Here is a 22,903-nt window from a genome sequence, read left to right as displayed (position 1 = left end):
GTCCTTACCGGTTTTTCCGTTGGGGAGGGGTCAAGCCGCACCCACCAAAAGGGCGGGTACCCTGAAACTGACCGGAGGGATTGCTGTGAGTTTTAGATCGATGCGTTATAAGCCGGCGGGTAGGGGGTGCCCCATGCCTCACGGGATAAGAGGAACCTGTGGAAGCGAGCTTGCTCGCGATAGCAGTGGGGCAGTCAACTCAGATGCCAACTGATCCACCGCCATCGCGAGCAAGCTCGCTCCCACAAGGGATTGGGGCACACCATTAAAGGGTGTCAGGCCTTGCCCCGAATCAATGCCCGCAACGCAAATCGATTCGGATGGCAGGCCTCGGCCACGCTGCGGGGCAGCGGCAAAGGCTCGTTGTCCAGCCAGGCGGCGATCAGTTCGCCCGACAGCGGTGCAGTGATCAGGCCACGGGAGCCATGGCCGCTGTTGATGTACAAACCCTCGGACCACGGGCAGGGGGTGTCTGGCACTTGGCGGGCGTCTTTGCCCAGGGCCGAATAGGCCTCGCTGAACGCCTGCCTATCCGCCAACGGTCCGACAATCGGCAAGTAATCCGGGCTGGTGCAACGGAATGCCGCACGGCCTTCGAGGCGTTCCGGGTCCAGGCTGCCGGCGTTCAGGCGATCCACCAGGTCTTGGGAGATTTCTTCGAGCATCTGCAGGTTGCCGGCGTGCTCGGCGGCGGTGGGCGTCAGGTCGTCGCTGTTGAAATCGAAACTGGCGCCCAGGGTGTGCTCGCCCAGCCGCGGCGGGGCCACATAGCCTTCGGCGCAAACTACGGTCGCCAGGCTCTGGCTGCGGGTGGTTTGCGGCAACCGGGTGATTTGCCCGCGAATACGCTTGAGCGGCAAGTCGGCGGCCGGTTCGAAACGTTTGATTTCGGCGGCGCTGGCGAGGATCGCCACCGGTGCGCTGGCCAGGCATCGTTCGTCGTCCCATGCCTGCCACTGGCCGTCCACGCGGCGCAGTTGCAGCACTTCATGATGGGGCTGCACGTCGATCGCCGTGCCTGAGGCTTGCCAGCGACACAAGGCCGGTGGATGCACCCAGCCGCCCTCGGGATAAAACAGACCACCACAGGCCAGGCCGATGCCGGACCGCACTTGCGCCTCGCACTGATCGAGGGGGTGCAGCAAATCCCTTGGGAACGCCTCGGCCAGTTGTGCCTGACGCTCGGCTTCCTTGCTGTTGAAGGCCAGTTGCAAGACCCCGCAGGCGTCCCAGTCAATGCCGCGTTGCAGTTGTTCCAACACGCGCCGGGTGTAGCCGAAACCGCTGAGGATCATCTGCGACAACGCCGTGCCGTGGGCCGATAGCTTGAGATACAGCACGCCCTGGGGGTTGCCGGAGGCTTCCTCGGCCAAGCCTGCATGACGCTCCAGCAGCGTCACCTGCCAGCCACGCGCGGCGAGGCTGGCGGCGCTGGCACAACCGGCCAGGCCGCCGCCGATCACCAGGGCCCGGCGCTCGCCGATGGGCGGCAAGGGGCGGGCATACCAGGGTTTTGCCGAGGCCGGCGCCGGTGTCTGCTCCGGCCAGCCAAGAAACACACCGCGCAGGATTTCCCACTTATGGCCGATGCCCGGCGTGCGCTTCATCTTGAAGCCCGCCGCGTTCAGCAATCGCCTGACCCAACCGGTGCTGGTGAAGGTGCTGAGGGTGGCGTCGGGTGCGGACAGCCGGGCCAGTTCGGCGAACAGCTCGGCGGTCCACATCTCGGGATTCCTGGCCGGCGCGAAGCCGTCGAGGAACCAGGCGTCGATCTGTCCGTCCAGCTGCGGCAACTGCTCCAGGGCATCGCCAATCAACAGGGTCAGCGTCACCCGTCCGCCCGCCAGGACCAGGCGCTGGAAACCCTGGTGGATGGCCACGTACTGCTCAAGCAATTGCTCCGCCTGAAGGCTCAGTTGCGGCCACAAGGCCAGGGCCCGGCGCAGGTCCTCGGGGCTCAGGGGGTACTTCTCGACACTGACAAAATGCAGTCGGGCGCCTGCCGGTGCGCACTGCTCGAACAGTTGCCAGGCGCAAAGGAAATTCAAACCGGTGCCAAATCCGGTTTCACCGATCACCAGTCGCCCGTCATCGGCCAGGGCCGCGAAACGCTCGGCCAGGTTGTTCTGCTCAAGGAACACATAACGGGTTTCTTCCAGCCCCGACTGGTCGGAAAAATATACATCGTCGAACACCCGCGAACGCGGGCGACCCTGGTCGTCCCAGTCGAGTTGGGCGTGTTGCTGGATGGGCGTCATGGCTGGCTCGGTCGAAACTGAGCGGCCATTCTAGCCGATCGGTATCGGCTTGCTTGACCCATCGCAACACAGCGTTGTTCTTGATGGAATCTGCTGCACAGGGCCGCATCCAATCCGCTAGTCTTGCCCCAATCCCTGGAAGGAGCTGTCCATGTTCGAATCCGCTGAAATCGGTCACGTCATCGATAAAGAAACCTTTGAAGCCGAGGTGCCGGCCCTGCGGGAAGCACTGCTGGAAGCGCAGTTCGAGTTGCAGCAGCAGGGTCGGTTTCCGGTCATCGTGTTGATCAACGGCATCGAAGGCGCGGGCAAGGGCGAGACGGTGAAGTTGCTCAACGAATGGATGGATCCGCGGCTGATCGAAGTGCGCACCTTTGACCAACAGACCGACGAGGAACTGGCGCGGCCTCCGGCGTGGCGCTATTGGCGAATGCTGCCGGCCAAGGGGCGCATGGGAATTTTCTTCGGCAACTGGTACAGCCAGATGCTGCAGGGCCGGGTCCATGGCGAGTTCAAGGACCCACGGCTCGACCAGGCGATTGCCGGTGCCGAGCGCCTGGAAAAAATGCTCTGCGACGAAGGCGCGCTGATCTTCAAGTTCTGGTTCCACCTGTCCAAGAAGCAGATGAAGGCCCGGCTCAAGGGGCTCAAGGATGACCCGCTGCACAGCTGGCGCATCAGCCCGCTGGACTGGCAGCAATCCCAGACCTATGACAAGTTCGTCAAATACGGCGAGCGTGTGCTGCGCCGCACCAGTCGCGATTACGCGCCGTGGCATGTGATCGAAGGCATGGACAGCTGTTATCGCAGCCTCACCGTCGGGCGGATCTTGCTCGACGGTTTGCGCCAGGCCCTGGACCGGCCGAAGATCAGGCCGCAAAAGGTCAGCGTGGCGCCGCTGCCCGAGTTGGATGGCCAGATCACGTTGCTCGACAGCCTGGACATGACCCGGCGCCTGGACAAAGCCGACTACGAAGAACAATTGATCACCGAGCAGGCGCGCTTCTCTGGCCTGCTGCGGGACAAGCGCATGCGCCAGCATGCCCTGGTAGCGGTGTTCGAAGGCAATGACGCGGCGGGCAAGGGCGGGGCTATCCGGCGGGTCACGGCGGCCCTGGACCCGCGCCAATACAGCATCGTGCCCATTGCCGCGCCCACGGAAGAAGAGCGCGCCCACCCCTACATGTGGCGCTTCTGGCGGCATATTCCCGCACGCGGCAAGTTCACCATGTTCGACCGCTCCTGGTACGGTCGGGTGCTGGTGGAGCGGGTCGAAGGGTTTTGCAGCCAGGCCGACTGGCTGCGGGCCTACGGGGAAATCAACGATTTCGAGGAACAGCTCGCCGACGCCGGCGTGGTGGTGGTCAAGTTCTGGCTGGCCATCGACAAGCAAACCCAGCTGGAGCGTTTCCAGGAGCGCGAGGATATTCCGTTCAAGCGCTTCAAGATCACCGAGGATGACTGGCGCAACCGCGACAAGTGGGACGCTTACCGGGCCGCGGTGTGCGACATGGTCGACCGCACCAGCACCGAGATTTCCCCCTGGACCTTGGTGGAAGCCAACGACAAGCGCTGGGCGCGGGTCAAGGTGTTGCGCACCCTCAACCAGGCGCTGGAAGCGGCTTTCGAGCGGAGTGCAAAGCAGGCTCGCAAGAAAAAGAAGGGCTAGGGCGATGGAGGCGCATACGCGAGGTGAATGATTGTCGCAGTCGGTTATGCAGTGGATTTATGCTCGATTCACTCTCAACCGACTACAACAATGAGGTACAGCCATGCGTGAAGTGGTGATCGTCGACAGCGTACGGACCGGCCTGGCCAAGTCCTTTCGCGGCAAGTTCAACATGACCCGTCCAGACGACATGGCGGCCCATTGTGTCGATGCCTTGCTGGCGCGCAACGACATCAACCCCGCCAGTGTCGAGGACTGCATCGTCGGGGCCGGGTCCAATGAAGGCGCCCAGGGCTACAACATCGGGCGTAACGTGGCGGTGCTCTCGCGATTGGGCACCGGCACCGCCGGCATGACCCTCAACCGCTTCTGTTCCTCGGGCCTGCAAGCCATTGCCATCGCCGCCAACCAGATCGCTTCCGGTTGCAGCGACATCATCGTGGCGGGCGGCGTGGAGTCCATCAGCCTGACGATGAAAAGCGTCAACACCGACCACCTGATCAACCCGCTGCTCAAGGAGCAGGTGCCCGGGATCTATTTCCCCATGGGCCAGACGGCCGAGATCGTTGCCCGTCGTTACCAGGTCAGCCGCGAGGAACAGGACCGCTACGCCTTGCAGAGCCAGCAGCGCACCGCCAAGGCCCAGGCGGCCGGGTTGTTCGATGACGAAATCATCCCGATGGCGGTCAAGTACCGGGTCGAGGACAAGAACACTGGCGCTGTGCAGGTCCTCGACGGTGTGGTCGATCGCGACGATTGCAATCGCCCGGACACCACCTACGAAAGCCTGGCAGGCCTGAAACCGGTGTTCGCCGAAGACGGTTCGGTGACGGCGGGCAACTCGTCGCAGTTGTCCGACGGGGCTTCGATGACCTTGGTGATGAGCCTGGAAAAAGCCCTGGCGCTGGGGCTCAAGCCCAAGGCGTTTTTTCGCGGCTTCGCCGTGGCCGGTTGCGAGCCGGACGAGATGGGCATCGGCCCGGTGTTTTCAGTGCCCAAGCTGCTCAAGGCCAAGGGCTTGCAGATCGCCGATATCGACCTGTGGGAACTCAACGAAGCCTTTGCTTCCCAGTGCCTGTACAGCCGCAACCGACTGGAAATCGATCCCGGGAAATACAACGTCAACGGCGGCTCGATCTCCATCGGCCATCCATTCGGCATGACCGGCTCGCGGCAAGTGGGGCACCTGGTGCGCGAGCTGCAGCGACGCAACCTGCGCTACGGCGTCGTGACCATGTGCGTGGGCGGTGGGATGGGGGCTACGGGGTTGTTTGAGGTGGTTCGTTAACCGTTTGCCGAAGAGGTTGGGGGGCAATCTGTGGCGAGGGAGCTTGCTCCCGCTCGGCTGCGAAGCAGTCGCCGGCTTATCAGTACCGTGCTGTTTGAACAGGGGCCGCTTCGCGGCCCAGCGGGAGCAAGCTCCCTCGCCACATCCTGCCTAGCTGGCAACCTGCGTCAGTTGTAGCATCCGGCCGATATACGCCTCTATCTCCCGCTCCGCCGCCTCGCGGGTGGCGAACGGACCCTCCTGGGTGCCCTCACGTGTATTGAAATAAAACTCGCCGTTGACCCGGCAGATCCGGTCACTGCGAAAAATAGTCGTAGGGGCGGGATCCAAGGCGCGTTTTCCAAGCATGTCGGGTCTCCAGAGTGCAGCAAGGTCTGTTTCAAATGAGCATATGTGTTGTCCCTGATTCCCGCCTGCCCAGCCGATCGACGGCTACGACCCATACAATCCCGTGGGCGGCCTCTGCCCAACTGTCCCTGTGTCGTGACGCAATAGACGCCTAGAATGGACGTCCTTTGTCTTGGGCTTCGAGGGTTGCATGCACATATCGTCCGGTCGCTGGGTCTACGGCCTGTTCCTCGCCCTGCTGACTGCCCTGCTCTGGGGAATCCTGCCGATCAAGCTCAAGCAAGTGCTGCAAGTGATGGACCCGGTCACCGTGACCTGGTTTCGCTTGCTGGTGTCCGGCGGTTTGCTGTTCATCTATTTGGCGGCCACCCGGCGCCTGCCCAGTCACAAGGTCCTTGGCCCGCGCGGAGGCTGGCTGGTGGCGATGGCGGTGCTCGGGCTGGTGGGCAACTACGTGTTGTACCTGATGGGCCTGAATCGCTTGAGCCCCGGCACCGCGCAACTGGTGGTGCAGATGGGGCCGATCATGTTGCTGGTCGCCAGCCTGTTCGTGTTCAAGGAGCGCTTCAGTGTGGGGCAGGGCATCGGCCTGCTGGTGTTGCTGATCGGTTTTACGCTGTTTTTCAACCAGCGCCTGGGTGAGTTGCTGACGTCCCTGAGCGACTACACCGCCGGGGTGCTGATGGTGTTGCTGGCGTCGACGGTCTGGACCTTCTATGCCTTGGGCCAGAAGCAACTGTTGACGGTGTGGAATTCGTTGCAGGTGATGATGGTGATCTACCTGTTCTGCGCGTTGCTGCTCACCCCCTGGGTGCACCCGTTGGAGGCGCTGCAATTGAGTCCGTTGCAAGGCTGGTTGTTGCTCGCTTGCTGCCTCAACACGCTGATTGCCTATGGCGCGTTTGCCGAAGCCTTGGCCCATTGGGAGGCGTCGCGGGTCAGTGCGACCCTGGCGATCACGCCGCTGGTGACGTTCGCCGCGGTGGCGATGGCGGCTTGGTGGTGGCCTGATTATGTCCATGCCGAGCAGATCAATCTGCTGGGGTATGGCGGGGCGGTGCTGGTGGTGCTGGGTTCGGCGTTGGTCGCCCTGGGGCCCTCGCTGATCGCCGGGCTCAAGGCCCGGCGGCAGCGGATGGTTGTAGAGCGATAGACCGCGTTATCGTTCTTCGCGAGCAAGCCCGCTCCCACATTCGATCTCATCGGACACAGGTTGTGTATCCGACCCCAATCCATTGTGGGAGCAGGCTTGCTCGCGAAGACAGGTTATCGGTCACCGCAAATCTTCAGCCCTGGCTACCGGCCTCCAGCATATTCTCCGGTCGCACCCAGGCATCGAACTCTTCATCGGTCAGGTACCCCAGTTGCAGTGCCGCTTCACGCAAGGTCAGCCCTTCGCCGTAGGCTTTCTTGGCGATCTCGGCGGATTTGTCGTAGCCGATGTGCGGGTTCAGCGCGGTCACCAGCATCAACCCGCGTTCCAGGTGCGCGGCCATCTGCTCGGCATCCGGCTCGAGCCCGGCGATGCAGTGCTGCTGGAAGTTGCTGCAGCCATCGGCCAGCAGCCGGATCGATTGCAGCAGGTTGTGGATGATCACCGGTTTGAACACGTTCAACTGCAAATGCCCCTGACTGGCGGCAAAGCCGATGGTCACGTCGTTGCCCATGACCTGGCAGGCCAGCATCGACAAGGCTTCGCACTGGGTCGGGTTGACCTTGCCGGGCATGATGGAACTGCCCGGTTCGTTGGCCGGCAATTTCACTTCGGCAAACCCCGCCCGCGGCCCGGAACCCAGCAGGCGCAGGTCGTTGGCGATTTTCATCAGGGTCACGGCGAGGGTTTTCAGGGCGCCGGACAAGGCAGTCAAGGGTTCATGGCCGGCCAGCGCGGCAAACTTGTTCGGCGCGGTGACGAACGGCAGGCCCGACAGCGCCGCCAGTTCAGCGGCAATCGCTTCGCCGAAACCATGGGGCGAATTGAGCCCGGTGCCGACCGCCGTGCCGCCTTGGGCCAGTTCGCAGACCGCCGGTAGCGCGGCGCGGATCGCTCGTTCGGCGTAATCGAGTTGAGCAATGAACGCCGACAGTTCCTGGCCAAAGGTGATTGGCGTGGCATCCATCATGTGGGTACGGCCAGTCTTGACCAGTTTCATGTGGCGCGCCGCCAGTTCCGCCAGGCCGCCGGACAGCTCACTGATGGCCGGGAACAATTGCTGGTGGACGGCCTGGGCAGCGGCAATGTGCATCGCGGTGGGGAAGCAGTCGTTGGAGCTCTGCGAGCGGTTGACGTGATCGTTGGGGTGCACGGGGCTCTTGCCACCGCGGGGGTTGCCGGCCAGTTCGTTGGCGCGCCCGGCGATCACCTCGTTGACGTTCATGTTGCTCTGGGTGCCGCTGCCGGTCTGCCAGACCACCAGCGGGAACTGGTCGTCATGCTGGCCGGCCAGCACTTCGTCGGCGGCCTGTTCGATCAGGCGGGCGATGTCGGCGGGGAGGTCGCCATTGCGATCATTGACCCGTGCGGCGGCTTTCTTGATCAGTGCCAAGGCGTGCAACACCGACAGTGGCATGCGTTCGTTGCCAATGGCGAAGTTGATCATGGAACGCTGCGTCTGGGCGCCCCAGTAGGCGTCGTCCGGGACTTCAACCTGGCCAAGGCTGTCGGTTTCGATACGGCTCATCGGGTCAAACTCCTTAAGGGCTGAATGCGCAGTTTAGGCCCAGATGGGCGGCACCGGTTCCCTCAATCATCCTTCAATCCAGGAGCGGTGGGTTCGGCCCGTCAATCGGACCCGGCAAGCATCGGGGTTGAGGCCCAGCGTTTTTTAGGCGCAGAATGGTCGCCCTTGGGGTTCTACCTCGCCTGTAATGAAAGGAAACTCGATGACCCGTCTTCGTGCCATCTGTACCGCAGTTGCTCTGGTGTGTGCCAGCGGCCCTGTTTTCGCCGATACCGCCAGCCACAACGCCAGCGCCGAAGCGTTCCTGACCCTGGCGCACGCTGACAAACTGGGCACTCCGGTATACATGCAAGTGCAGCAGATGTTTGCCCAGCGCTTTGAACAGACCAAGGCCCCTGAGTCGAAAAAAGCCACCCTGGAAACCTACCAGGCCAAGGCCAATGCCGCGTTGGACCAAGCTATCGGCTGGAACAAGCTCAAGCCGGACATGGTCAAGCTCTACACCAGCAACTTCAGCGAATCGGAGCTCAAGGACCTGGTCGCTTTCTATCAATCGCCACTGGGCAAGAAAGTCCTGGAAAAAATGCCGCAACTGACCCAGCAATCAGCCCAACTGACCCAGGCCAAGCTTGAAAGCGCGGTGCCGGTGGTCAACAAGCTGCTGGCGGACATGACGGCCGAGCTCGAGCCAAAAGCCGCCGCCCCTGCCAAGAAAAAGCCGTAAGCGGAGCCTGGTATGAGCATGCAACAACGCATCGAATCGACACTCGGGCTCTTGCAGCCCGAGCACTTGCAAGTGCTGGATGAAAGCCACATGCACAGCCGTGGCCTGCAGACCCACTTCAAGGCCGTGGTGGTCAGCCAGCAGTTCGAAGGGCTCAATCGTGTCAAGCGTCACCAGAAGGTCTACGGCACGCTGGGCGAGCTGATGGGCGAATTCCATGCGTTGGCGCTGCACACCTACACCCCTGAAGAATGGGCCCAGATCGACGCGGCCCCGGCTTCGCCAACCTGTGCCGGCGGCAGCAAGCACTGAAAGTGGTTGTTTGTCGCGCGGATGCTTGTTGTGGCGAGGGAGCTTGCTCCCGCTGGACCGCGAAGCGGTCCCCTGGAAACTGATCCAGACGACGGCTTCGCCGCCGAGCGGGAGCAAGCTCCCTCGCCACAATGGTCCGGCTCACAGGCGCGTGCAGCTCCTAAAGCCACCGTGTTTTTGCTAGAATCCGCAACGCGCCGCTCACCCGGCGCGTTTTTTTTCGCATCCGGTTCACCCTTTACGAGGGTAGCCACCTGGAGAAACACCCATGGCACAACCCATTGTCGTGGCGGCACTGTATAAGTTCGTCACCCTTGAAGATTACGTCGAGCTGCGTGAGCCCTTGCTCAAGGCCATGCTCGACAACGGCATCAAAGGCACGTTGCTGATCGCCGAAGAAGGCATCAACGGCACGGTTTCCGGCACTCGCGAAGGCATCGATGGCCTGCTGGCCTGGCTCAAGAATGATCCGCGCATGATCGACATCGACCATAAAGAGTCGTACTGCGATGAACAGCCGTTCTACCGCACCAAGGTCAAGCTCAAAAAAGAAATCGTCACCCTCGGCGTCGAAGGCGTGGATCCTAACAAGCAGGTCGGCACCTATGTCGAACCACAGGACTGGAACGCACTGATCAGCGATCCGGAAGTGTTGTTGATCGACACCCGTAACGATTACGAAGTGTCCATTGGCACCTTCGAGGGCGCCATCGACCCCAAGACCACCAGCTTTCGCGAATTCCCTGAATACATCAAGGCCAACTTCGACCCGGCCAGGCACAAGAAAGTCGCGATGTTCTGCACCGGCGGCATTCGTTGTGAAAAAGCCTCCAGCTACATGCTTGGCCAGGGTTTCGACGAGGTCTATCACCTCAAGGGTGGCATCCTGAAATACCTCGAAGAGGTCCCCCAGGAAGAAACCAAGTGGCGCGGCGACTGCTTCGTGTTCGACAACCGCGTAACCGTCCGCCACGACCTCAGCGAAGGGGACTACGATCAATGTCACGCTTGTCGTACTCCGGTAAGCGTAGAAGACCGCGCCTCGGAGCACTACGTGCCTGGCATCAGTTGCCCGCACTGCTGGGACAAACTGAGCGAGAAGACCCGTCGCAGTGCCATCGACCGGCAGAAGCAGATCGAGTTGGCCAAGGCTCGCAACATGCCGCACCCGATCGGCTACAACTACAAGCAATCATCTTCCGAGGCTTGAACCATGGCGTCACGCCTGCTCTATGTGATGGACCCGATGTGTTCCTGGTGCTGGGGTTTTGCGCCGGTGGCCGAGGCGCTGGTAGAGCAGGCGCAGGCCGCGGGGGTGGAGTTGCACCTGGTGGTGGGTGGTTTGCGCACCGGCAGCGGTTTGGCGCTGGAGCCGACCACCCGGCGCTACATTCTTGAACACTGGCAGGCCGTTACCCAGGCCACCGGCCAGCCCTTCAAGCTTGAAGGCGCGCTGCCGGACGGTTTCGTCTACGACACCGAGCCTGCCTGCCGGGCACTGGTCACGGCCCGCAGCCTGGCTCCGGACCTGGCCTGGAAGTTGGTGAAGCTGATCCAGCAGGCTTTTTATGTGCAAGGCCGCGACGTGACCCACGCCAGCGTGCTGGTGGAGCTGGCCGAACAGGCCGGGCTGCCACGCATCGAATTCGCCGCGGCCTTCGATCGCGCCGATCAACATGCGGCCACGGCTGCGGATTTCACCTGGGTACAGGACCTGGGCATTGCCGGGTTCCCCACACTGTTGGCCGAGCGCGATGGCCAGTTGGCCTTGCTGACCAACGGTTACCAGCCCCTGAGCCAACTGTCGCCTTTGCTTGGCCGCTGGCTGGAGCGCGCGACCTGTGCCTGACCGGCCACCAGATACATCGGCCTCGCAGCGCATCGACCGGTTGAGTTGGGCGGAAATCCGTCGCCTGGCCCTCAAGCATAAAAAAGCCCTGTGGATCGCCAACGGCGTGGCCGTGCTGGCGACGCTGTGCAGCGTACCGATCCCGTTGCTATTGCCGTTGCTGGTGGATGAAGTCCTGCTGGGGCATGGCGATACGGCCCTGAAAGTCATGAACCAGGCGTTGCCCATGGGCTGGCAGCGCGCGGCCGGCTACATTGGACTGATGTTGCTGGTAACCCTGGCCCTGCGCTGTGGCGCATTGTTGTTCAACGTGCTGCAGGCGCGCTTGTTCGCCCGCTTGGCCAAGGACATCGTCTATCGCATTCGCATCCGCTTGATCGAACGTCTCAAGCGAATTTCCCTGGGCGAATACGAAAGCCTGGGCAGCGGTACCGTGGCGGCCCATCTGGTCACCGACCTGGACACCCTGGACAAATTCATCGGCGAAACCCTCAGTCGTTTCCTGGTGGCGATGCTGACCCTGGTGGGCACCGCCGGGATCCTGGTGTGGATGCACTGGGAGCTGGCGCTGCTGATCCTGCTGTTCAATCCGTTGGTGATCTACGCCACGGTGCAGTTGGGCAAGCGGGTCAAGCACCTCAAGAAGCTGGAGAACGACAGCACCTCGCGCTTCACCCAGGCCTTGACCGAAACCCTGGATGCCATCCAGGAAGTGCGCGCCGGTAACCGCCAGGGGTATTTTCTTGGCCGCTTGGGGATGCGCGCCAAGGAGGTCCGCGATTACGCCGTGAGTTCGCAGTGGAAAACCGATGCCTCGAACCGCGCCAGTGGTTTGCTGTTCCAGTTCGGCATCGATATTTTTCGCGCGGCGGCCATGCTCACCGTGGTGTTTTCCGACCTGTCCATCGGCCAGATGCTGGCGGTGTTCAGCTATCTCTGGTTCATGATCGGTCCGGTCGAGCAACTGTTGAACCTGCAGTACGCCTATTACGCCGCCGGCGGTGCCTTGAACCGGATCAATGAACTGCTGGCCCGGGCCGACGAGCCCCAGTACACGGGCGTCGTCGATCCGTTCAAGGGCCGTGACACGGTGGGCATCGAGATCCAGGGGTTGAGTTTCGGCTACGGCGAGGAACTGGTGCTCAACCAGTTGAACCTGTCCATCTCGCCGGGCGAGAAAGTCGCCATCGTCGGGGCCAGCGGCGGTGGCAAGAGCACCCTGGTGCAGTTGTTACTGGGGCTGTACACGCCACAATCAGGCAGCATTCGTTTCGGCGGCGCCACGCAACAGGAGATCGGCCTGGAGACCATCCGGGAGAATGTTGCAGTGGTGTTGCAACATCCGGCGCTGTTCAACGATACGGTGCGGGCCAACCTCGCCATGGGCCGTGAGTGCAGTGACGACGACTGCTGGCGTGCTCTGGAAATCGCCCAGCTCGATGCCACCGTACGGGCGCTGCCCCAGGGCCTGGAGAGCGTCGTTGGGCGTTCCGGGGTGCGGCTGTCGGGCGGACAGCGTCAACGGCTGGCCATCGCTCGCATGGTATTGGCCGACCCACGGGTGGTGATTCTCGACGAAGCCACCTCGGCACTGGACGCGGCGACCGAGTACAACCTTCATCAGGCACTGGCGCGTTTTTTGAGCGCACGCACCACGCTGATCATCGCCCACCGGCTCTCGGCGGTGAAGCAGGCCGATCGGGTATTGGTGTTCGACGGTGGGCAAATCGCCGAAGACGGCGACCATTTGCAGCTGATTGCCGAAGGTGGCCTGTACGCGCGACTCTATGGTCATTTGCAACAGATTCAGCAGCCTTGAGTTTCTAGCGCTTTTCTGCGCTTAGTATCGGAAAAAAAGCAGGCAAACACGCCGATTTTTCTGAATTCCACGCAAAGTCTGTCGATCTGTTCATCCATTCATTCGAAAGGTTGAAAACTAGCCTAGGCTATTGAGTCAGGAGCGGAATTCTGGCGGGTGTTCGTCTGGCAATACCTGTGCAAGGGACCTCATGAAGCAAAAGCAGACTCTCGGAACACCACGGCTGCTAGGCATCGTCTGGCCCTTTATTGCCGTCGTGCTATTTCAGGCATTGCTTGGCGGCGTCAGCCTTTACGTGCTGTCTGCCGTTCGCGGCTATGTGGCGGGGGAGAGTCTCTGGTCCAAGGGCCAGAAAGACGCCATCTATTATCTCAACCTCTACGCCGACAGCCGCGACGAGGCGATTTTCCGCAAATACCAGCAAGCCATCGCCGTCCCCGAGGGCGGCCATGAACTGCGCGTGGCGCTGGATCGCGAACCGCCGGATCTCGAAGCTGCACGGGCCGGGATTCTCCAAGGTGGCAATCATCCGGATGACGTTTCCAGCTTGATCTGGTTGTACCTCAATTTTCGCCACTTCAGTTACCTGGAAGAAGCCATCGATCTCTGGACGGTGGGCGACGGCTACTTGATCGAGTTGGATAACGTCGCCCGGCAGATGCACAACAGCATTACCGCAGGCCAGGCGTCGGAGGTGGATATCCGCGGCTGGAAGGCCCAGATCTTTGCGATCAACGATTCCGTTACCCCGGCTGCCAAGGCCTTCAGCGACGCATTGGGCGAGGGCTCGCGTTTCATCCTGCAGCTTTTGTTGGTGACCAATTTCGCCACCGCCCTGGGACTGATCGTCCTGGCGTTGTTGCGGACCCATAAATTGCTCGCCCAGCGGCAGGTGTTCGCCAACGCGCTGCAGATGGAGAAAGAGCGGGCGCAGATCACCCTGCAATCCATTGGCGACGGGGTCATCACCACCGACGTCGAAGGTGCCATCGCCTACATGAACCCCGCTGCCGAAGCGATGACCCATTGGAAGGCTGAACATGCGACGGGCTTGCCCTTGGCCGCGTTGTTCAATTTGCTCGATGACAATGCCCAGACCGAGGGGCTGACCCTTATCGAGCACATCCTCAGCGGTCGGCTCAGCGGTGCCAGCGAACATTCCAAGCTGATCCAGCGCCTGGATGGCAGTACCGTGTCGGTCACCCTGGTGGGCGCGCCAATCCGTCATGCGGGCAAGGTCAGCGGCGCCGTGCTGGTGTTGCATGACATGACCCAGGAGCGCCAATACATCGCCAACCTGTCGTGGCAGGCTACTCATGATGCCCTGACTGGCCTGGCGAACCGCCGGGAATTCGAGTATCGCCTCGAGCAGGCCTTGCACAACCTCACTCGCCAGGTCGGGCGTCATGCCTTGATGTTTCTCGACCTGGATCAGTTCAAGCTGGTCAACGACACTTGCGGCCATGCAGCGGGTGACGAATTGTTGCGCCATATCTGCGCCTTGCTGCAATCGGGGCTGCGGGAAAACGACACCCTGGCCCGGCTGGGCGGGGATGAGTTCGGGATCTTGCTGGAGAACTGTTCGCCGGAAGCGGCGGAAAAGATTGCCGAAGGGCTGCGCCAGACCGTGCAGAACCTGCACTTTGTCTGGAAGGGCCGGCCGTTCGTGACCACCGTGAGCATCGGCCTGGTGCATATCGCCCAGACGCCGACGACCCTCGAGGCGTCCCTGCGGGCTGCCGACATGGCCTGCTACATGGCCAAGGAAAAGGGCCGCAACCGGGTCCAGGTCTATCATGCCGACGACTCGGAGCTGTCCCTGCGTTTTGGCGAAATGGCCTGGGTCCAGCGCTTGCACATGGCTTTGGAGGAAAATCGCTTCTGCCTCTACGCCCAGGAAATCGCCGCGTTGGGCCCGGGCGACCATGGCGGCGGGCATATTGAGATCCTGTTGCGCCTGCATGACGAAGCCGGGCGGATGATCCTGCCGGATAGCTTCATTCCCGCGGCGGAACGCTACGGCCTGATGACCTCCCTGGACCGTTGGGTGGTGGAGAATGTCTTCAAGATCATCCGCCAGTGCCTGAATGATTCGCGACAGGGGCCTATGGCGATGTGTGCGATCAATCTGTCAGGCACAACGATTGGAGACCAGGCGTTCCTCGATTTCCTGCGTAAACAGTTCGTGGCCTACTCGATTCCGCCGGAAATGATTTGTTTTGAAATTACAGAAACCAGCGCTATTTCGAATTTGGGCAGTGCGATCCGCTTTATCAATGAACTCAAGAGCTTGGGATGTTACTTCTCGCTGGATGACTTTTGCGCCGGAATGTCTTCATTCGCCTACCTGAAACATTTACCTGTAGACTTCCTGAAGATCGACGGGAGTTTCGTAAAGGATATGCTGGACGACCCGATTAACCGAGCAATGGTCGAAGTGATCAATCACATCGGCCACGTCATGGGTAAGCGCACGATTGCCGAGTTTGTTGAGACCGCCCAGATCGAGCAGGCATTGCTGGAGATAGGGGTGGATTACGCTCAGGGGTATGTGATCGAACGCCCGCAATTGTTTACCTGTGACACGTTGCAATGTCGGCCGGCCCGGCCGCAGCCGTTGTTATTCAAGGCCCCCGGCACGTTCCGCTGAAACTCTTGCTGATCTGGAAAATCACAATCAAAAGGAGCCCGACAGTGATCGACACATTCAACCGAACAGGCCCGCTCATGGACGCCACGAGCTATCCGAAATGGGCACAGCAGCTCATTACCGATTGCAGCGAGAGCAAGCGCCGGGTTGTCGAACACGAACTGTACCAGCGCATGCGCGACAACAAGCTCAGCGCCAGGACCATGCGCCACTACCTCATTGGTGGTTGGCCGGTCGTCGAACAGTTCGCTTTATACATGGCACAGAACCTCACCAAGACCCGCTTTGCCCGCCACCCCGGTGAGGACATGGCGCGTCGCTGGCTGATGCGCAACATTCGTGTCGAACTCAACCATGCCGACTACTGGGTCAACTGGAGCGCCGCCCACGGCGTGACCCTGGAAGACCTGCAAGCCCAGCATGTGCCGCCTGAGCTGCATGCCTTGAGCCACTGGTGCTGGCACACCAGTTCCTCGGATTCGCTGATCGTGGCCATCGCCGCGACCAACTATGCCATTGAGGGGGCCACGGGTGAGTGGTCGGCGCTCGTGTGTTCCAGCGGTGTCTACGCGGCCGCTTTCGCCGAGGAAGACCGCAAGCGGGCGATGAAATGGCTGAAGATGCATGCCCAGTACGACGATGCCCATCCTTGGGAAGCCCTGGAAATCATCTGTACGCTGGCGGGGATGAACCCAAGCAAAGCCCTGCAAACGGAGCTGCGCCAGGCCGTCTGCAAGAGCTATGACTACATGTACCTGTTCCTGGAGCGTTGCATGCAACTGGAGCAGTCGGACACGGTGAGCAAGTCCTCATCCACCCGTGAGCGCCTGGCACTGGCCGGGAGCTGATTACTACCGCTACAGATAGCCACAACCTGTGGGAGCGAGCCTGCTCGCGAAGAGGTCTGGACAGTCGACGGGGAGGTTGACTGCAAGACCGCTATCGCGAGCAGGCTCGCTCCCACACAATCTCGCTTGCACAGAGGTTTTCAGCCAGCCATCGCCAGTCGATTACGGCCTTCGCGCTTGGCCACGTACAGTGCGCTGTCAGCCCTGCGCAGCAGGCTTTCCGATGATTCCCCCGGTAGCAGGGTGGCGCAACCCAGGCTGACCGTCAGCTCGATCCTTGTGCTCGCGGCGAAATAATCCTGGGCCTGGGCGGCGTAGCGCAGTCGTTCCCCGACCATGGCCGCAGCATCCCGGCTGGTATTGGCCAGCAGGATCAGAAACTCTTCACCGCCGAACCTGAACACCATGTCCACGTTGCGCAGTTGGCCCTTGATCGACTCGGCCACGGCCTTGAGCACTTCGTCGCCAACGCCGTGACCATGGCTATCGTTGATGCGCTTGAAATGGTCGATGTCGAGCATCAGCACCGACAAGGGTTGCGAATGACGCTTGGCCATGTCGATTTCACGCATCAGCGTCTGGTCCATGGCAATGCGGTTGCCGGTACCTGTCAGCGGATCGCGCAGAGCGCTCTGGGTGGCGGCCCGATAGAGCAACGCGTTGCGCAGTGGATACAGCAGCGCCGACATGCTGGATTCAAGGTCGCTTTGTTCGGCTTCGGTGAAGCGCTGGTTGCGACGGAATACCAGTTCGCCCAGGTGTTCGCCTTCATGGCTGAGGTTATAGCTGAGGGTGTGATGCCCGCGTTGCCCGAACTCCAGGCGCAAATCACTGGCTTTGTGCTGGTAAGCCAGCGCATCCAGGGGCACCAGCCGCTGGATTTCCCGGAAAAACAGGCCGAGGATTCGCTGTGGCTCCAGGCTGGTCTGCAGCTGTTGGCTCAGTTGCTGGCGCAATTGCGAAAGACTGACGGAGCGTGCCGCGAGCGGCGATGGCTGGCCAAGACCCAGACGCTGCAATTTGGCGCTGTCGAAGTCAATCGCGTTGCTCTGGGTGGGCGTTTTCATATGGCGTTAGCCCCTAAGCTAAATCTGTCCTGGCAGGTTGGGTGTGGCGGCTTTGGGCTGCGCGTCGTACTGGTCCTTCAGTCCCGTAGGACACTGATTTGAGTTTAGTCTGCTTTCCCTGGCAGGCATAAGTCTCGTCTCAACGTCCACTACTTGCCGAACATGGCATGTTTGAGGAAGTTTAGAGCGAAAGTCGTGCCATTCGGTTCACTTCAATAAAAACCGCTTAGGAATCAATTTATTGGCGGCAAATAGGGATATTTCCAGCGACGTGGGTTTGGCGGTTCGCTTGGTTGGGCATCGAATGGAGCCTGCATCGCGACGGTAAGTCGTCGCGATGCAGGCCGTGGCCATTATTGCGCGTTGAACGCCTGGCCATTGACGCCGGTGCTGTCCGGGCCCATGAGGTACAGGTAGACCGGCATGATCTCCTCGGGCGTCGGATTGTTGAGCGGGTTCTCCCCCGGGTAGGCCTGGGCTCGCATGCTGGTGCGGGTGGCACCGGGGTTGATGCTGTTGGCGCGCACGGCGGCAACGGTGTCGACTTCGTCGGCCAGGGTCTGCATCAGCCCCTCGGTGGCGAACTTGGACACGCCATAGGCGCCCCAGTACGCCCGGCCCTTGCGCCCGACGCTGCTGGAGGTGAACACCACGGACGCATCCTGGGACAGCTTGAGCAGGGGCAGCAAGGTGCTGGTAAGCATGAACATCGCGTTGACGTTAACGTGCATCACCCGCATGAAATTCTCACCGGACAACTGTTCCAGCGGTGTACGCGGGCCGATGATCGAGGCGTTGTGCAGCAGGCCGTCCAGATGACCGAACTCGGTTTCGATCATGGCCGCCAGTTCATCGTACTGATGAGGCAGTGCGGTTTCGAGGTTGAACGGGATCACCGCTGGCTGCGGATGACCGGCCGCCTCGATTTCATCGTAGACCTGGGTCAGGTTGGCTTCGGTCTTGCCCAGCAGCAGCACGGTGGCGCCATGGGCGGCATAGGCTTTCGCCGCTGCGGCACCGATACCGCGACCGGCGCCGGTGACCAGAATCACCCGGCCATTGAGCAGGTCGGGGCGGGCGGAATAATCAAACATAAAAAACCTCAACAATTAGAGCAGCACAGTACCGGTGACGAGGAAGCTTTTGTGGCAAAGAGGCTTTTGTGGCGAGGGAGCTTGCTCCCGCTCGGCGGCGCAGCCGTCGTCCAGGGGACCGCTTCGCGCTCCAGCGGGAGCAAGCTCCCTCGCCACAAGGGCTCAGTTCAGCAACTGCACAACGCGTTATCCAGCACTTCACGCAGCGCCGAAGGGTGGTCGATCACGACGTCCGCACCCCAGTGCTTCGGGTTGTCGTCCGGGTGGATGTAGCCGTAGGTCACCGCGCAGGTCTTGGTACCGGCGCTGCGTCCGGACTCGATGTCCCGCAGGTCATCGCCCACGAACAGCACGCTGGCCGGATCCAGGTCGAGCATCTTGCAGGCCAGGGTCAGCGGTTCCGGGTCTGGCTTGCTGTTCTTCACGTGATCAGGGCAGATCAGCACTTTCGAGCGCTCGGCCAGGCCCAGTTGCTGCATGATCGGCTCGGCGAAACGCACCGGCTTGTTGGTGACCACGCCCCAGATCAGGTTGGCCGCTTCGATATCGGCCAGCACCTCGGCCATGCCGTCGAACAAATGACTGTGGACCGCGCATCCCTTGAGGTAGCGGTCGAGGAACTCCTGGCGCAGTTCCTCGAACCCCGGTGATTCAGGGTCCATGGAAAAGGTCACCGCGACCATCGCCCGGGCACCGCCGGAAATCTCGTCGCGAATGTGCTGCGTGTTCATCGGTGGCAAGCCACGGTCGGCGCGCATGGCCTGGCAGATGGCGATGAAGTCCGGCGCGGTGTCGAGCAGCGTGCCGTCCATGTCGAAGAGAACCGCTTTGAGACGCATCGACTTACTCCTCGCGCAGGGTCTGGATCATGTAGTTGACGTCAACGTCGGCGGCCAGCTTGTAGTGCTTGGTCAGCGGATTGTAGGTCAGGCCGATGATGTCCTTGACGGTCAGCCCGGCCGCGCGGCTCCAGGCGCCCAGTTCGGAAGGGCGGATGAATTTCTTGAAGTCGTGAGTGCCGCGCGGCAGCAGCTTCATGATGTATTCGGCGCCGATGATGGCGAACAGGTAGGCCTTCGGGTTGCGGTTGATGGTGGAGAAGAACACCTGGCCGCCGGGCTTGACCATACGGAAGCAGGCGCGGATGACCGACGACGGATCCGGCACGTGCTCAAGCATTTCCAGGCAGGTGACCACGTCGAATTGGCCGGGCATTTCTTCGGCCAGGGCTTCGGCGGTGATCTGCCGGTATTCCACGCTGACGCCCGACTCCAATTGATGCAGTTGCGCCACGGCCAGTGGCGCTTCGCCCATGTCGATGCCCATCACCGTCGCCCCGCGCTGGGCCATGGCTTCGCTGAGGATGCCGCCGCCACAACCGACGTCGAGCACCTTCTTGCCAGCCAGGTTGACCCGTTCGTCAATCCAGTTGACCCGCAGCGGGTTGATGTCGTGCAGCGGTTTGAATTCGCTTTCACGGTCCCACCAGCGATGGGCCAGGGCTTCGAACTTGGCGATTTCGGCGTGGTCGACGTTGCTCATGTGCAGATCCTCGAAAAGCTTGAAAAATCAGGTGCCCCGAGCCGTGGCTCAAGGGGCGTGGTTATTCGTTGTGGCCGCTGATGCGCCGACCCCAGGCCTGGGCCGTGGCGATCAGTCTTGATTCGTCCATGCGGGTCAGTCGGCCATCCTCCAATAACGGCTTGCCGCCCACCCACAGGTGTTTTACGCAATCGCGACCGGTGGCATAGATCAACTGCGACACCGGGTCGTAGATCGGCTGCTGGGCCAGGCCCGACAGATCGAAGGCCACCAGGTCGGCGGCCTTGCCCACTTCCAGCGAGCCGACAATCGCCTCGATGCCCAGCGCCCGGGCGCCATTGAGCGTGGCCATGCGCAGCGCCCGGTGGGCATCCAGGGCCGTGGCCGAGCCGGCGACGGCCTTGGCCAGCAGGGCCGCGGTGCGGGTTTCGCCCAGCAGATCCAGGTCGTTGTTGCTCGCCGCACCGTCGGTGCCAAGCGCCACATTGACGCCGGCCTGCCACAGGCGCTCCACTGGGCAGAAACCGCTAGCCAGCTTCAGGTTCGATTCCGGGCAGTGGATCACGCTGCAATTGCTTTCTACCAGCAAGGCCTGGTCTTCGTCGCTGATTTGAGTCATGTGCACGGCCTGAAAGCGTGGCCCCAGCAGGCCAAGTCGTCCCAGGCGCGCCAGCGGTCGCTCCGCGGTGTTATCCACAGCCTGCTGCACTTCGAAGGCGGTTTCGTGAACGTGCATATGAATGGCCGCGTCCAGTTCCTCGGCGATCACGCGGATTTTCTCCAGGTTCTCGTCGCCCACGGTGTAGGGGGCGTGCGGGCCGAATGCGACTTTGATCCGTGGGTGGTGCTTGAGGTCGCCAAACAATTCGATGCCCTGACGAATGGCTTCGTCGGCGCTGGCGGCACCGGGGATCGGGAAATCGAGGATTGGAATCGCGATTTGCGCACGAATACCGCTGTCGTGGACACACTCGCTGGCGATCTTGGGGTAGAAATACATGTCGGAGAAGCAGGTGATGCCGCCCTTGATCTGCTCGGCGATGGCCAGGTCGGTGCCGTCGCGTACGAAATGCTCATCGACCCATTTGGCTTCCGCCGGCCAGATGTGCTGTTCGAGCCAGGTCATCAAGGGCAGGTCGTCGGCCAGGCCGCGGAACAGGGTCATGGCTGCGTGGCCATGGGCATTGATCAGGCCGGGGCTGAGCAGCATGCCGGGCAGCTCACGGACCTGGGCGGCGTCACACCGGAGGGCTTCTGCCCGTGGACCAATGAACGCGATGCAGCCGTCGCGAATGCCCAGGCCATGATCCTTGAGCACTACACCGGCGGGTTCGACAGGCACCAACCAGGTCGGCAGCAATAATAAGTCGAGCGCAACGGCAGGCTTGGGCATCGTGGAACGGTTCCATGGGGTATAAAGGATGGCGAAGTATACCCGAGCGTCTTCGCGGAGGGATCGCTATAATCGGCGGCTTTTGTTCATGAGTACGGGGTGAAGGATGCGCGATCGACTATTGGCTGCGGAGAAGGTGAAGGCCATCGATTGGCGTGATGGCGTCCTGTACCTGTTGGACCTGCGTGTCTTGCCGTTCGAGGAAAACTGGATCGCCTGCACCTGTGCCGCCGATGTGGCCGAGGCCATTGGCTCGCTGGTGGTGCGCGGCGCGCAGGCCATCGGCATCAGCGCGGCTTATGGTGTCGTGCTGGCGGCGCGGACCAGGGTGGCCGAGGGCGGTGACTGGCAATCGGCCCTGGAGGCTGATTTTGCCTTGCTGGCCGAGGCCCGGCCGACAGCGGCGAACCTCTTCTGGGCGCTGGATCGGATGCGCGACCGGTTGGGGCGCTTGAAAGAGCACGCCGAGCCGCTGGCGGTACTTGAGGCTGAAGCCATCGCGATCCACGAAAGTGACCGCGAAGCCAACCTGACCATGACCCAGCTCGGTGTCGACCTGATCCGCAAGCACCAGGGCAACGCCCAGGCCATCCTCACCCACGGCAACACCGGCGCCCTGGCGAGCGGTGGCTTCGGCACGGCCTTGGGTGTCATCCGTGGCGCGTATATCGAAGGCATGGTGGAGCGCGTCTATGCCGACGAAACCCGTCCATCGCTGCAAGGCTCGCGCCTGACGGCGTGGGAGCTGGCCCGTGAGAGCATCCCGGTGACCCTCAACGCCGATTCCGCCGCCGCCCACATCATGAAGACGAAAGGTGTGACCTGGGTGATTGTCGGTGCCGACTGCATCACCGCCAATGGCGATGTGGCGAACAAGATCGGTACCTATCAACTGGCGGTCTGTGCCATGCACCATGGCGTGCGTTTCATGGTGGTGGCGCCGAGTTCGACCATCGATATGAGCCTGGCCTGCGGTGATGACGTTCCGGTCGAGGAGCGCGATGGACGTGAACTGCTGGAAATCGGCGGCAAGAGGCTCGGTGCGGAGGTGGACGCCTTCAACCCGACGTTCGATATCACCCCGGCGGATTTGATCGACGTCATCGTCACGGAGAAGGGCATCATCGAGCGTCCGGACACCGCCAAGTTGGCGCAGTTGATGTGCCGCAAGCGGTTGCACTGAAGATTTCCAGAGGGTGATCTGCCGCCATCGCGGGCAAGCTCGCTCCCACAGTGGATAGGGCATGTCTGAAATTTCTGACATAAGAGTCCTTGTGGGAGCGAGCTTGCTCGCGATGAGGTCCTCAAAGGCAACAAATGCCTTGCATTTTCGCCCTGATTCTCCATCCGCAGCGCTTCTA

Annotated in this window: 19 protein-coding genes; 11 read left to right on the top strand and 8 right to left on the bottom strand. The window is 61.7% G+C overall.

Annotated features, from left to right (window positions below):
* Positions 1-275: 275 nt before the first annotated feature.
* Complete coding sequence (gene mnmC / locus BM300_RS17385) at positions 276-2,258, bottom strand: bifunctional tRNA (5-methylaminomethyl-2-thiouridine)(34)-methyltransferase MnmC2/FAD-dependent 5-carboxymethylaminomethyl-2-thiouridine(34) oxidoreductase MnmC1 (RefSeq protein ID WP_092463403.1); 1,983 nt, start codon at positions 2,256-2,258, stop codon at positions 276-278.
* 151 nt (positions 2,259-2,409) lie between these two features.
* On the opposite strand from mnmC, the gene pap reads away from it, so the two are divergent.
* Positions 2,410-3,927 carry a polyphosphate:AMP phosphotransferase gene (pap, locus tag BM300_RS17380; protein WP_063322373.1) on the top strand — a complete coding sequence of 506 codons (1,518 nt, stop codon included), beginning with the start codon at positions 2,410-2,412 and terminating at the stop codon, positions 3,925-3,927.
* A 103-nt stretch (positions 3,928-4,030) separates the two neighbouring features.
* Positions 4,031-5,215, top strand: coding sequence for a thiolase family protein (locus BM300_RS17375; protein ID WP_092222882.1), 1,185 nt, complete (start codon positions 4,031-4,033; stop codon positions 5,213-5,215).
* Between the two features lie 150 nt (positions 5,216-5,365).
* On the opposite strand, the gene BM300_RS17370 is transcribed toward BM300_RS17375, so the two are convergent.
* The gene (locus BM300_RS17370) at positions 5,366-5,563 is read right to left on the bottom strand and encodes a DUF6316 family protein (RefSeq protein WP_063322371.1); all 198 of its coding nucleotides are present in this window, start codon (positions 5,561-5,563) and stop codon (positions 5,366-5,368) included.
* Positions 5,564-5,753: 190 nt separating this feature from the next.
* Between BM300_RS17370 and BM300_RS17365 the strand changes: the two genes are divergently transcribed.
* Positions 5,754-6,716, top strand: a complete 963-nt coding sequence (locus BM300_RS17365; RefSeq protein WP_063322370.1) for a DMT family transporter — start codon at positions 5,754-5,756, stop codon at positions 6,714-6,716.
* Between the two features lie 133 nt (positions 6,717-6,849).
* Here BM300_RS17365 and BM300_RS17360 read toward each other — a convergent pair whose 3' ends face one another.
* Positions 6,850-8,244, bottom strand: a complete 1,395-nt coding sequence (locus BM300_RS17360; RefSeq protein ID WP_063322369.1) for a class II fumarate hydratase — start codon at positions 8,242-8,244, stop codon at positions 6,850-6,852.
* A 202-nt stretch (positions 8,245-8,446) separates the two neighbouring features.
* On the opposite strand from BM300_RS17360, the gene BM300_RS17355 reads away from it, so the two are divergent.
* The 7 genes from BM300_RS17355 (at position 8,447) to BM300_RS17325 (ending at position 16,446) form a co-directional block, all read left to right on the top strand.
* Positions 8,447-8,968 (top strand): DUF2059 domain-containing protein, encoded by a 522-nt coding sequence (locus tag BM300_RS17355; RefSeq protein WP_042732949.1) that lies wholly within the window; start codon positions 8,447-8,449, stop codon positions 8,966-8,968.
* Between the two features lie 12 nt (positions 8,969-8,980).
* Positions 8,981-9,280 carry a BolA family protein gene (locus tag BM300_RS17350; RefSeq protein WP_014337210.1) on the top strand — a complete coding sequence of 100 codons (300 nt, stop codon included), beginning with the start codon at positions 8,981-8,983 and terminating at the stop codon, positions 9,278-9,280.
* Positions 9,281-9,548: 268 nt separating this feature from the next.
* Positions 9,549-10,490, top strand: coding sequence for an oxygen-dependent tRNA uridine(34) hydroxylase TrhO (locus tag BM300_RS17345; protein WP_063322368.1), 942 nt, complete (start codon positions 9,549-9,551; stop codon positions 10,488-10,490).
* Positions 10,491-10,526: 36 nt separating this feature from the next.
* Positions 10,527-11,129, top strand: coding sequence for a DsbA family protein (locus BM300_RS17340; protein WP_170862070.1), 603 nt, complete (start codon positions 10,527-10,529; stop codon positions 11,127-11,129).
* Entirely contained in the window at positions 11,122-12,948 is a 1,827-nt protein-coding gene (locus tag BM300_RS17335) for an ABC transporter ATP-binding protein (protein ID WP_092144926.1), read from the top strand. The genes BM300_RS17340 and BM300_RS17335 overlap by 8 nt, the downstream gene beginning before the upstream one ends.
* Before the next feature lie 190 nt (positions 12,949-13,138).
* The gene (locus BM300_RS17330) at positions 13,139-15,598 is read left to right on the top strand and encodes an EAL domain-containing protein (protein ID WP_063322365.1); all 2,460 of its coding nucleotides are present in this window, start codon (positions 13,139-13,141) and stop codon (positions 15,596-15,598) included.
* 77 nt (positions 15,599-15,675) lie between these two features.
* Positions 15,676-16,446, top strand: a complete 771-nt coding sequence (locus BM300_RS17325) for an iron-containing redox enzyme family protein (RefSeq protein ID WP_371914666.1) — start codon at positions 15,676-15,678, stop codon at positions 16,444-16,446.
* A gap of 140 nt (positions 16,447-16,586) precedes the next feature.
* On the opposite strand, the gene BM300_RS17320 is transcribed toward BM300_RS17325, so the two are convergent.
* From BM300_RS17320 to BM300_RS17300, 5 genes are all read right to left on the bottom strand, one after another.
* Positions 16,587-17,513, bottom strand: coding sequence for a GGDEF domain-containing protein (locus BM300_RS17320; protein WP_092463397.1), 927 nt, complete (start codon positions 17,511-17,513; stop codon positions 16,587-16,589).
* 353 nt (positions 17,514-17,866) lie between these two features.
* On the bottom strand, positions 17,867-18,607 hold the full coding sequence (locus BM300_RS17315; RefSeq protein ID WP_018602937.1) for a YciK family oxidoreductase: 741 nt from the start codon (positions 18,605-18,607) through the stop codon (positions 17,867-17,869).
* A gap of 167 nt (positions 18,608-18,774) precedes the next feature.
* The gene (mupP, locus tag BM300_RS17310; RefSeq protein ID WP_063322362.1) at positions 18,775-19,446 is read right to left on the bottom strand and encodes an N-acetylmuramic acid 6-phosphate phosphatase MupP; all 672 of its coding nucleotides are present in this window, start codon (positions 19,444-19,446) and stop codon (positions 18,775-18,777) included.
* 4 nt (positions 19,447-19,450) lie between these two features.
* Positions 19,451-20,149, bottom strand: coding sequence for a bifunctional 2-polyprenyl-6-hydroxyphenol methylase/3-demethylubiquinol 3-O-methyltransferase UbiG (ubiG, locus tag BM300_RS17305; protein ID WP_063322361.1), 699 nt, complete (start codon positions 20,147-20,149; stop codon positions 19,451-19,453).
* Positions 20,150-20,210: 61 nt separating this feature from the next.
* Positions 20,211-21,542: a TRZ/ATZ family hydrolase gene (locus BM300_RS17300; RefSeq protein WP_092144920.1), complete on the bottom strand. Its 1,332-nt coding sequence runs from the start codon at positions 21,540-21,542 to the stop codon at positions 20,211-20,213.
* A gap of 106 nt (positions 21,543-21,648) precedes the next feature.
* Here BM300_RS17300 and mtnA point away from each other — a divergent pair, with 106 nt between their 5' ends.
* Positions 21,649-22,725: an S-methyl-5-thioribose-1-phosphate isomerase gene (gene mtnA / locus BM300_RS17295; protein ID WP_092345747.1), complete on the top strand. Its 1,077-nt coding sequence runs from the start codon at positions 21,649-21,651 to the stop codon at positions 22,723-22,725.
* The last annotated feature ends 178 nt before the right edge of the window (positions 22,726-22,903 follow it).

Origin of the sequence: Pseudomonas sp. NFACC46-3 (genome assembly GCF_900114515.1) — a bacterium.
In the GTDB taxonomy this organism is placed as follows: domain Bacteria; phylum Pseudomonadota; class Gammaproteobacteria; order Pseudomonadales; family Pseudomonadaceae; genus Aquipseudomonas; species Aquipseudomonas fluorescens_Q.
This window is presented reverse-complemented; position numbering and strand designations above follow the sequence as displayed.

Coding starts and splice junctions, on each gene's coding strand:
- BM300_RS17320 (WP_092463397.1), bottom strand. CDS start 17,513: ATGAAAACGCCCACCCAGAGCAACGCGATTGACTTCGACAGCGCCAAA.
- BM300_RS17350 (WP_014337210.1), top strand. CDS start 8,981: ATGAGCATGCAACAACGCATCGAATCGACACTCGGGCTCTTGCAGCCC.
- pap (WP_063322373.1), top strand. CDS start 2,410: ATGTTCGAATCCGCTGAAATCGGTCACGTCATCGATAAAGAAACCTTT.
- BM300_RS17300 (WP_092144920.1), bottom strand. CDS start 21,542: ATGCCCAAGCCTGCCGTTGCGCTCGACTTATTATTGCTGCCGACCTGG.
- BM300_RS17330 (WP_063322365.1), top strand. CDS start 13,139: ATGAAGCAAAAGCAGACTCTCGGAACACCACGGCTGCTAGGCATCGTC.
- mupP (WP_063322362.1), bottom strand. CDS start 19,446: ATGCGTCTCAAAGCGGTTCTCTTCGACATGGACGGCACGCTGCTCGAC.
- mtnA (WP_092345747.1), top strand. CDS start 21,649: ATGCGCGATCGACTATTGGCTGCGGAGAAGGTGAAGGCCATCGATTGG.
- BM300_RS17340 (WP_170862070.1), top strand. CDS start 10,527: ATGTGTTCCTGGTGCTGGGGTTTTGCGCCGGTGGCCGAGGCGCTGGTA.
- ubiG (WP_063322361.1), bottom strand. CDS start 20,149: ATGAGCAACGTCGACCACGCCGAAATCGCCAAGTTCGAAGCCCTGGCC.
- BM300_RS17345 (WP_063322368.1), top strand. CDS start 9,549: ATGGCACAACCCATTGTCGTGGCGGCACTGTATAAGTTCGTCACCCTT.
- mnmC (WP_092463403.1), bottom strand. CDS start 2,258: ATGACGCCCATCCAGCAACACGCCCAACTCGACTGGGACGACCAGGGT.
- BM300_RS17365 (WP_063322370.1), top strand. CDS start 5,754: ATGCACATATCGTCCGGTCGCTGGGTCTACGGCCTGTTCCTCGCCCTG.
- BM300_RS17315 (WP_018602937.1), bottom strand. CDS start 18,607: ATGTTTGATTATTCCGCCCGCCCCGACCTGCTCAATGGCCGGGTGATT.
- BM300_RS17360 (WP_063322369.1), bottom strand. CDS start 8,244: ATGAGCCGTATCGAAACCGACAGCCTTGGCCAGGTTGAAGTCCCGGAC.
- BM300_RS17325 (WP_371914666.1), top strand. CDS start 15,676: ATGGACGCCACGAGCTATCCGAAATGGGCACAGCAGCTCATTACCGAT.
- BM300_RS17370 (WP_063322371.1), bottom strand. CDS start 5,563: ATGCTTGGAAAACGCGCCTTGGATCCCGCCCCTACGACTATTTTTCGC.
- BM300_RS17375 (WP_092222882.1), top strand. CDS start 4,031: ATGCGTGAAGTGGTGATCGTCGACAGCGTACGGACCGGCCTGGCCAAG.
- BM300_RS17355 (WP_042732949.1), top strand. CDS start 8,447: ATGACCCGTCTTCGTGCCATCTGTACCGCAGTTGCTCTGGTGTGTGCC.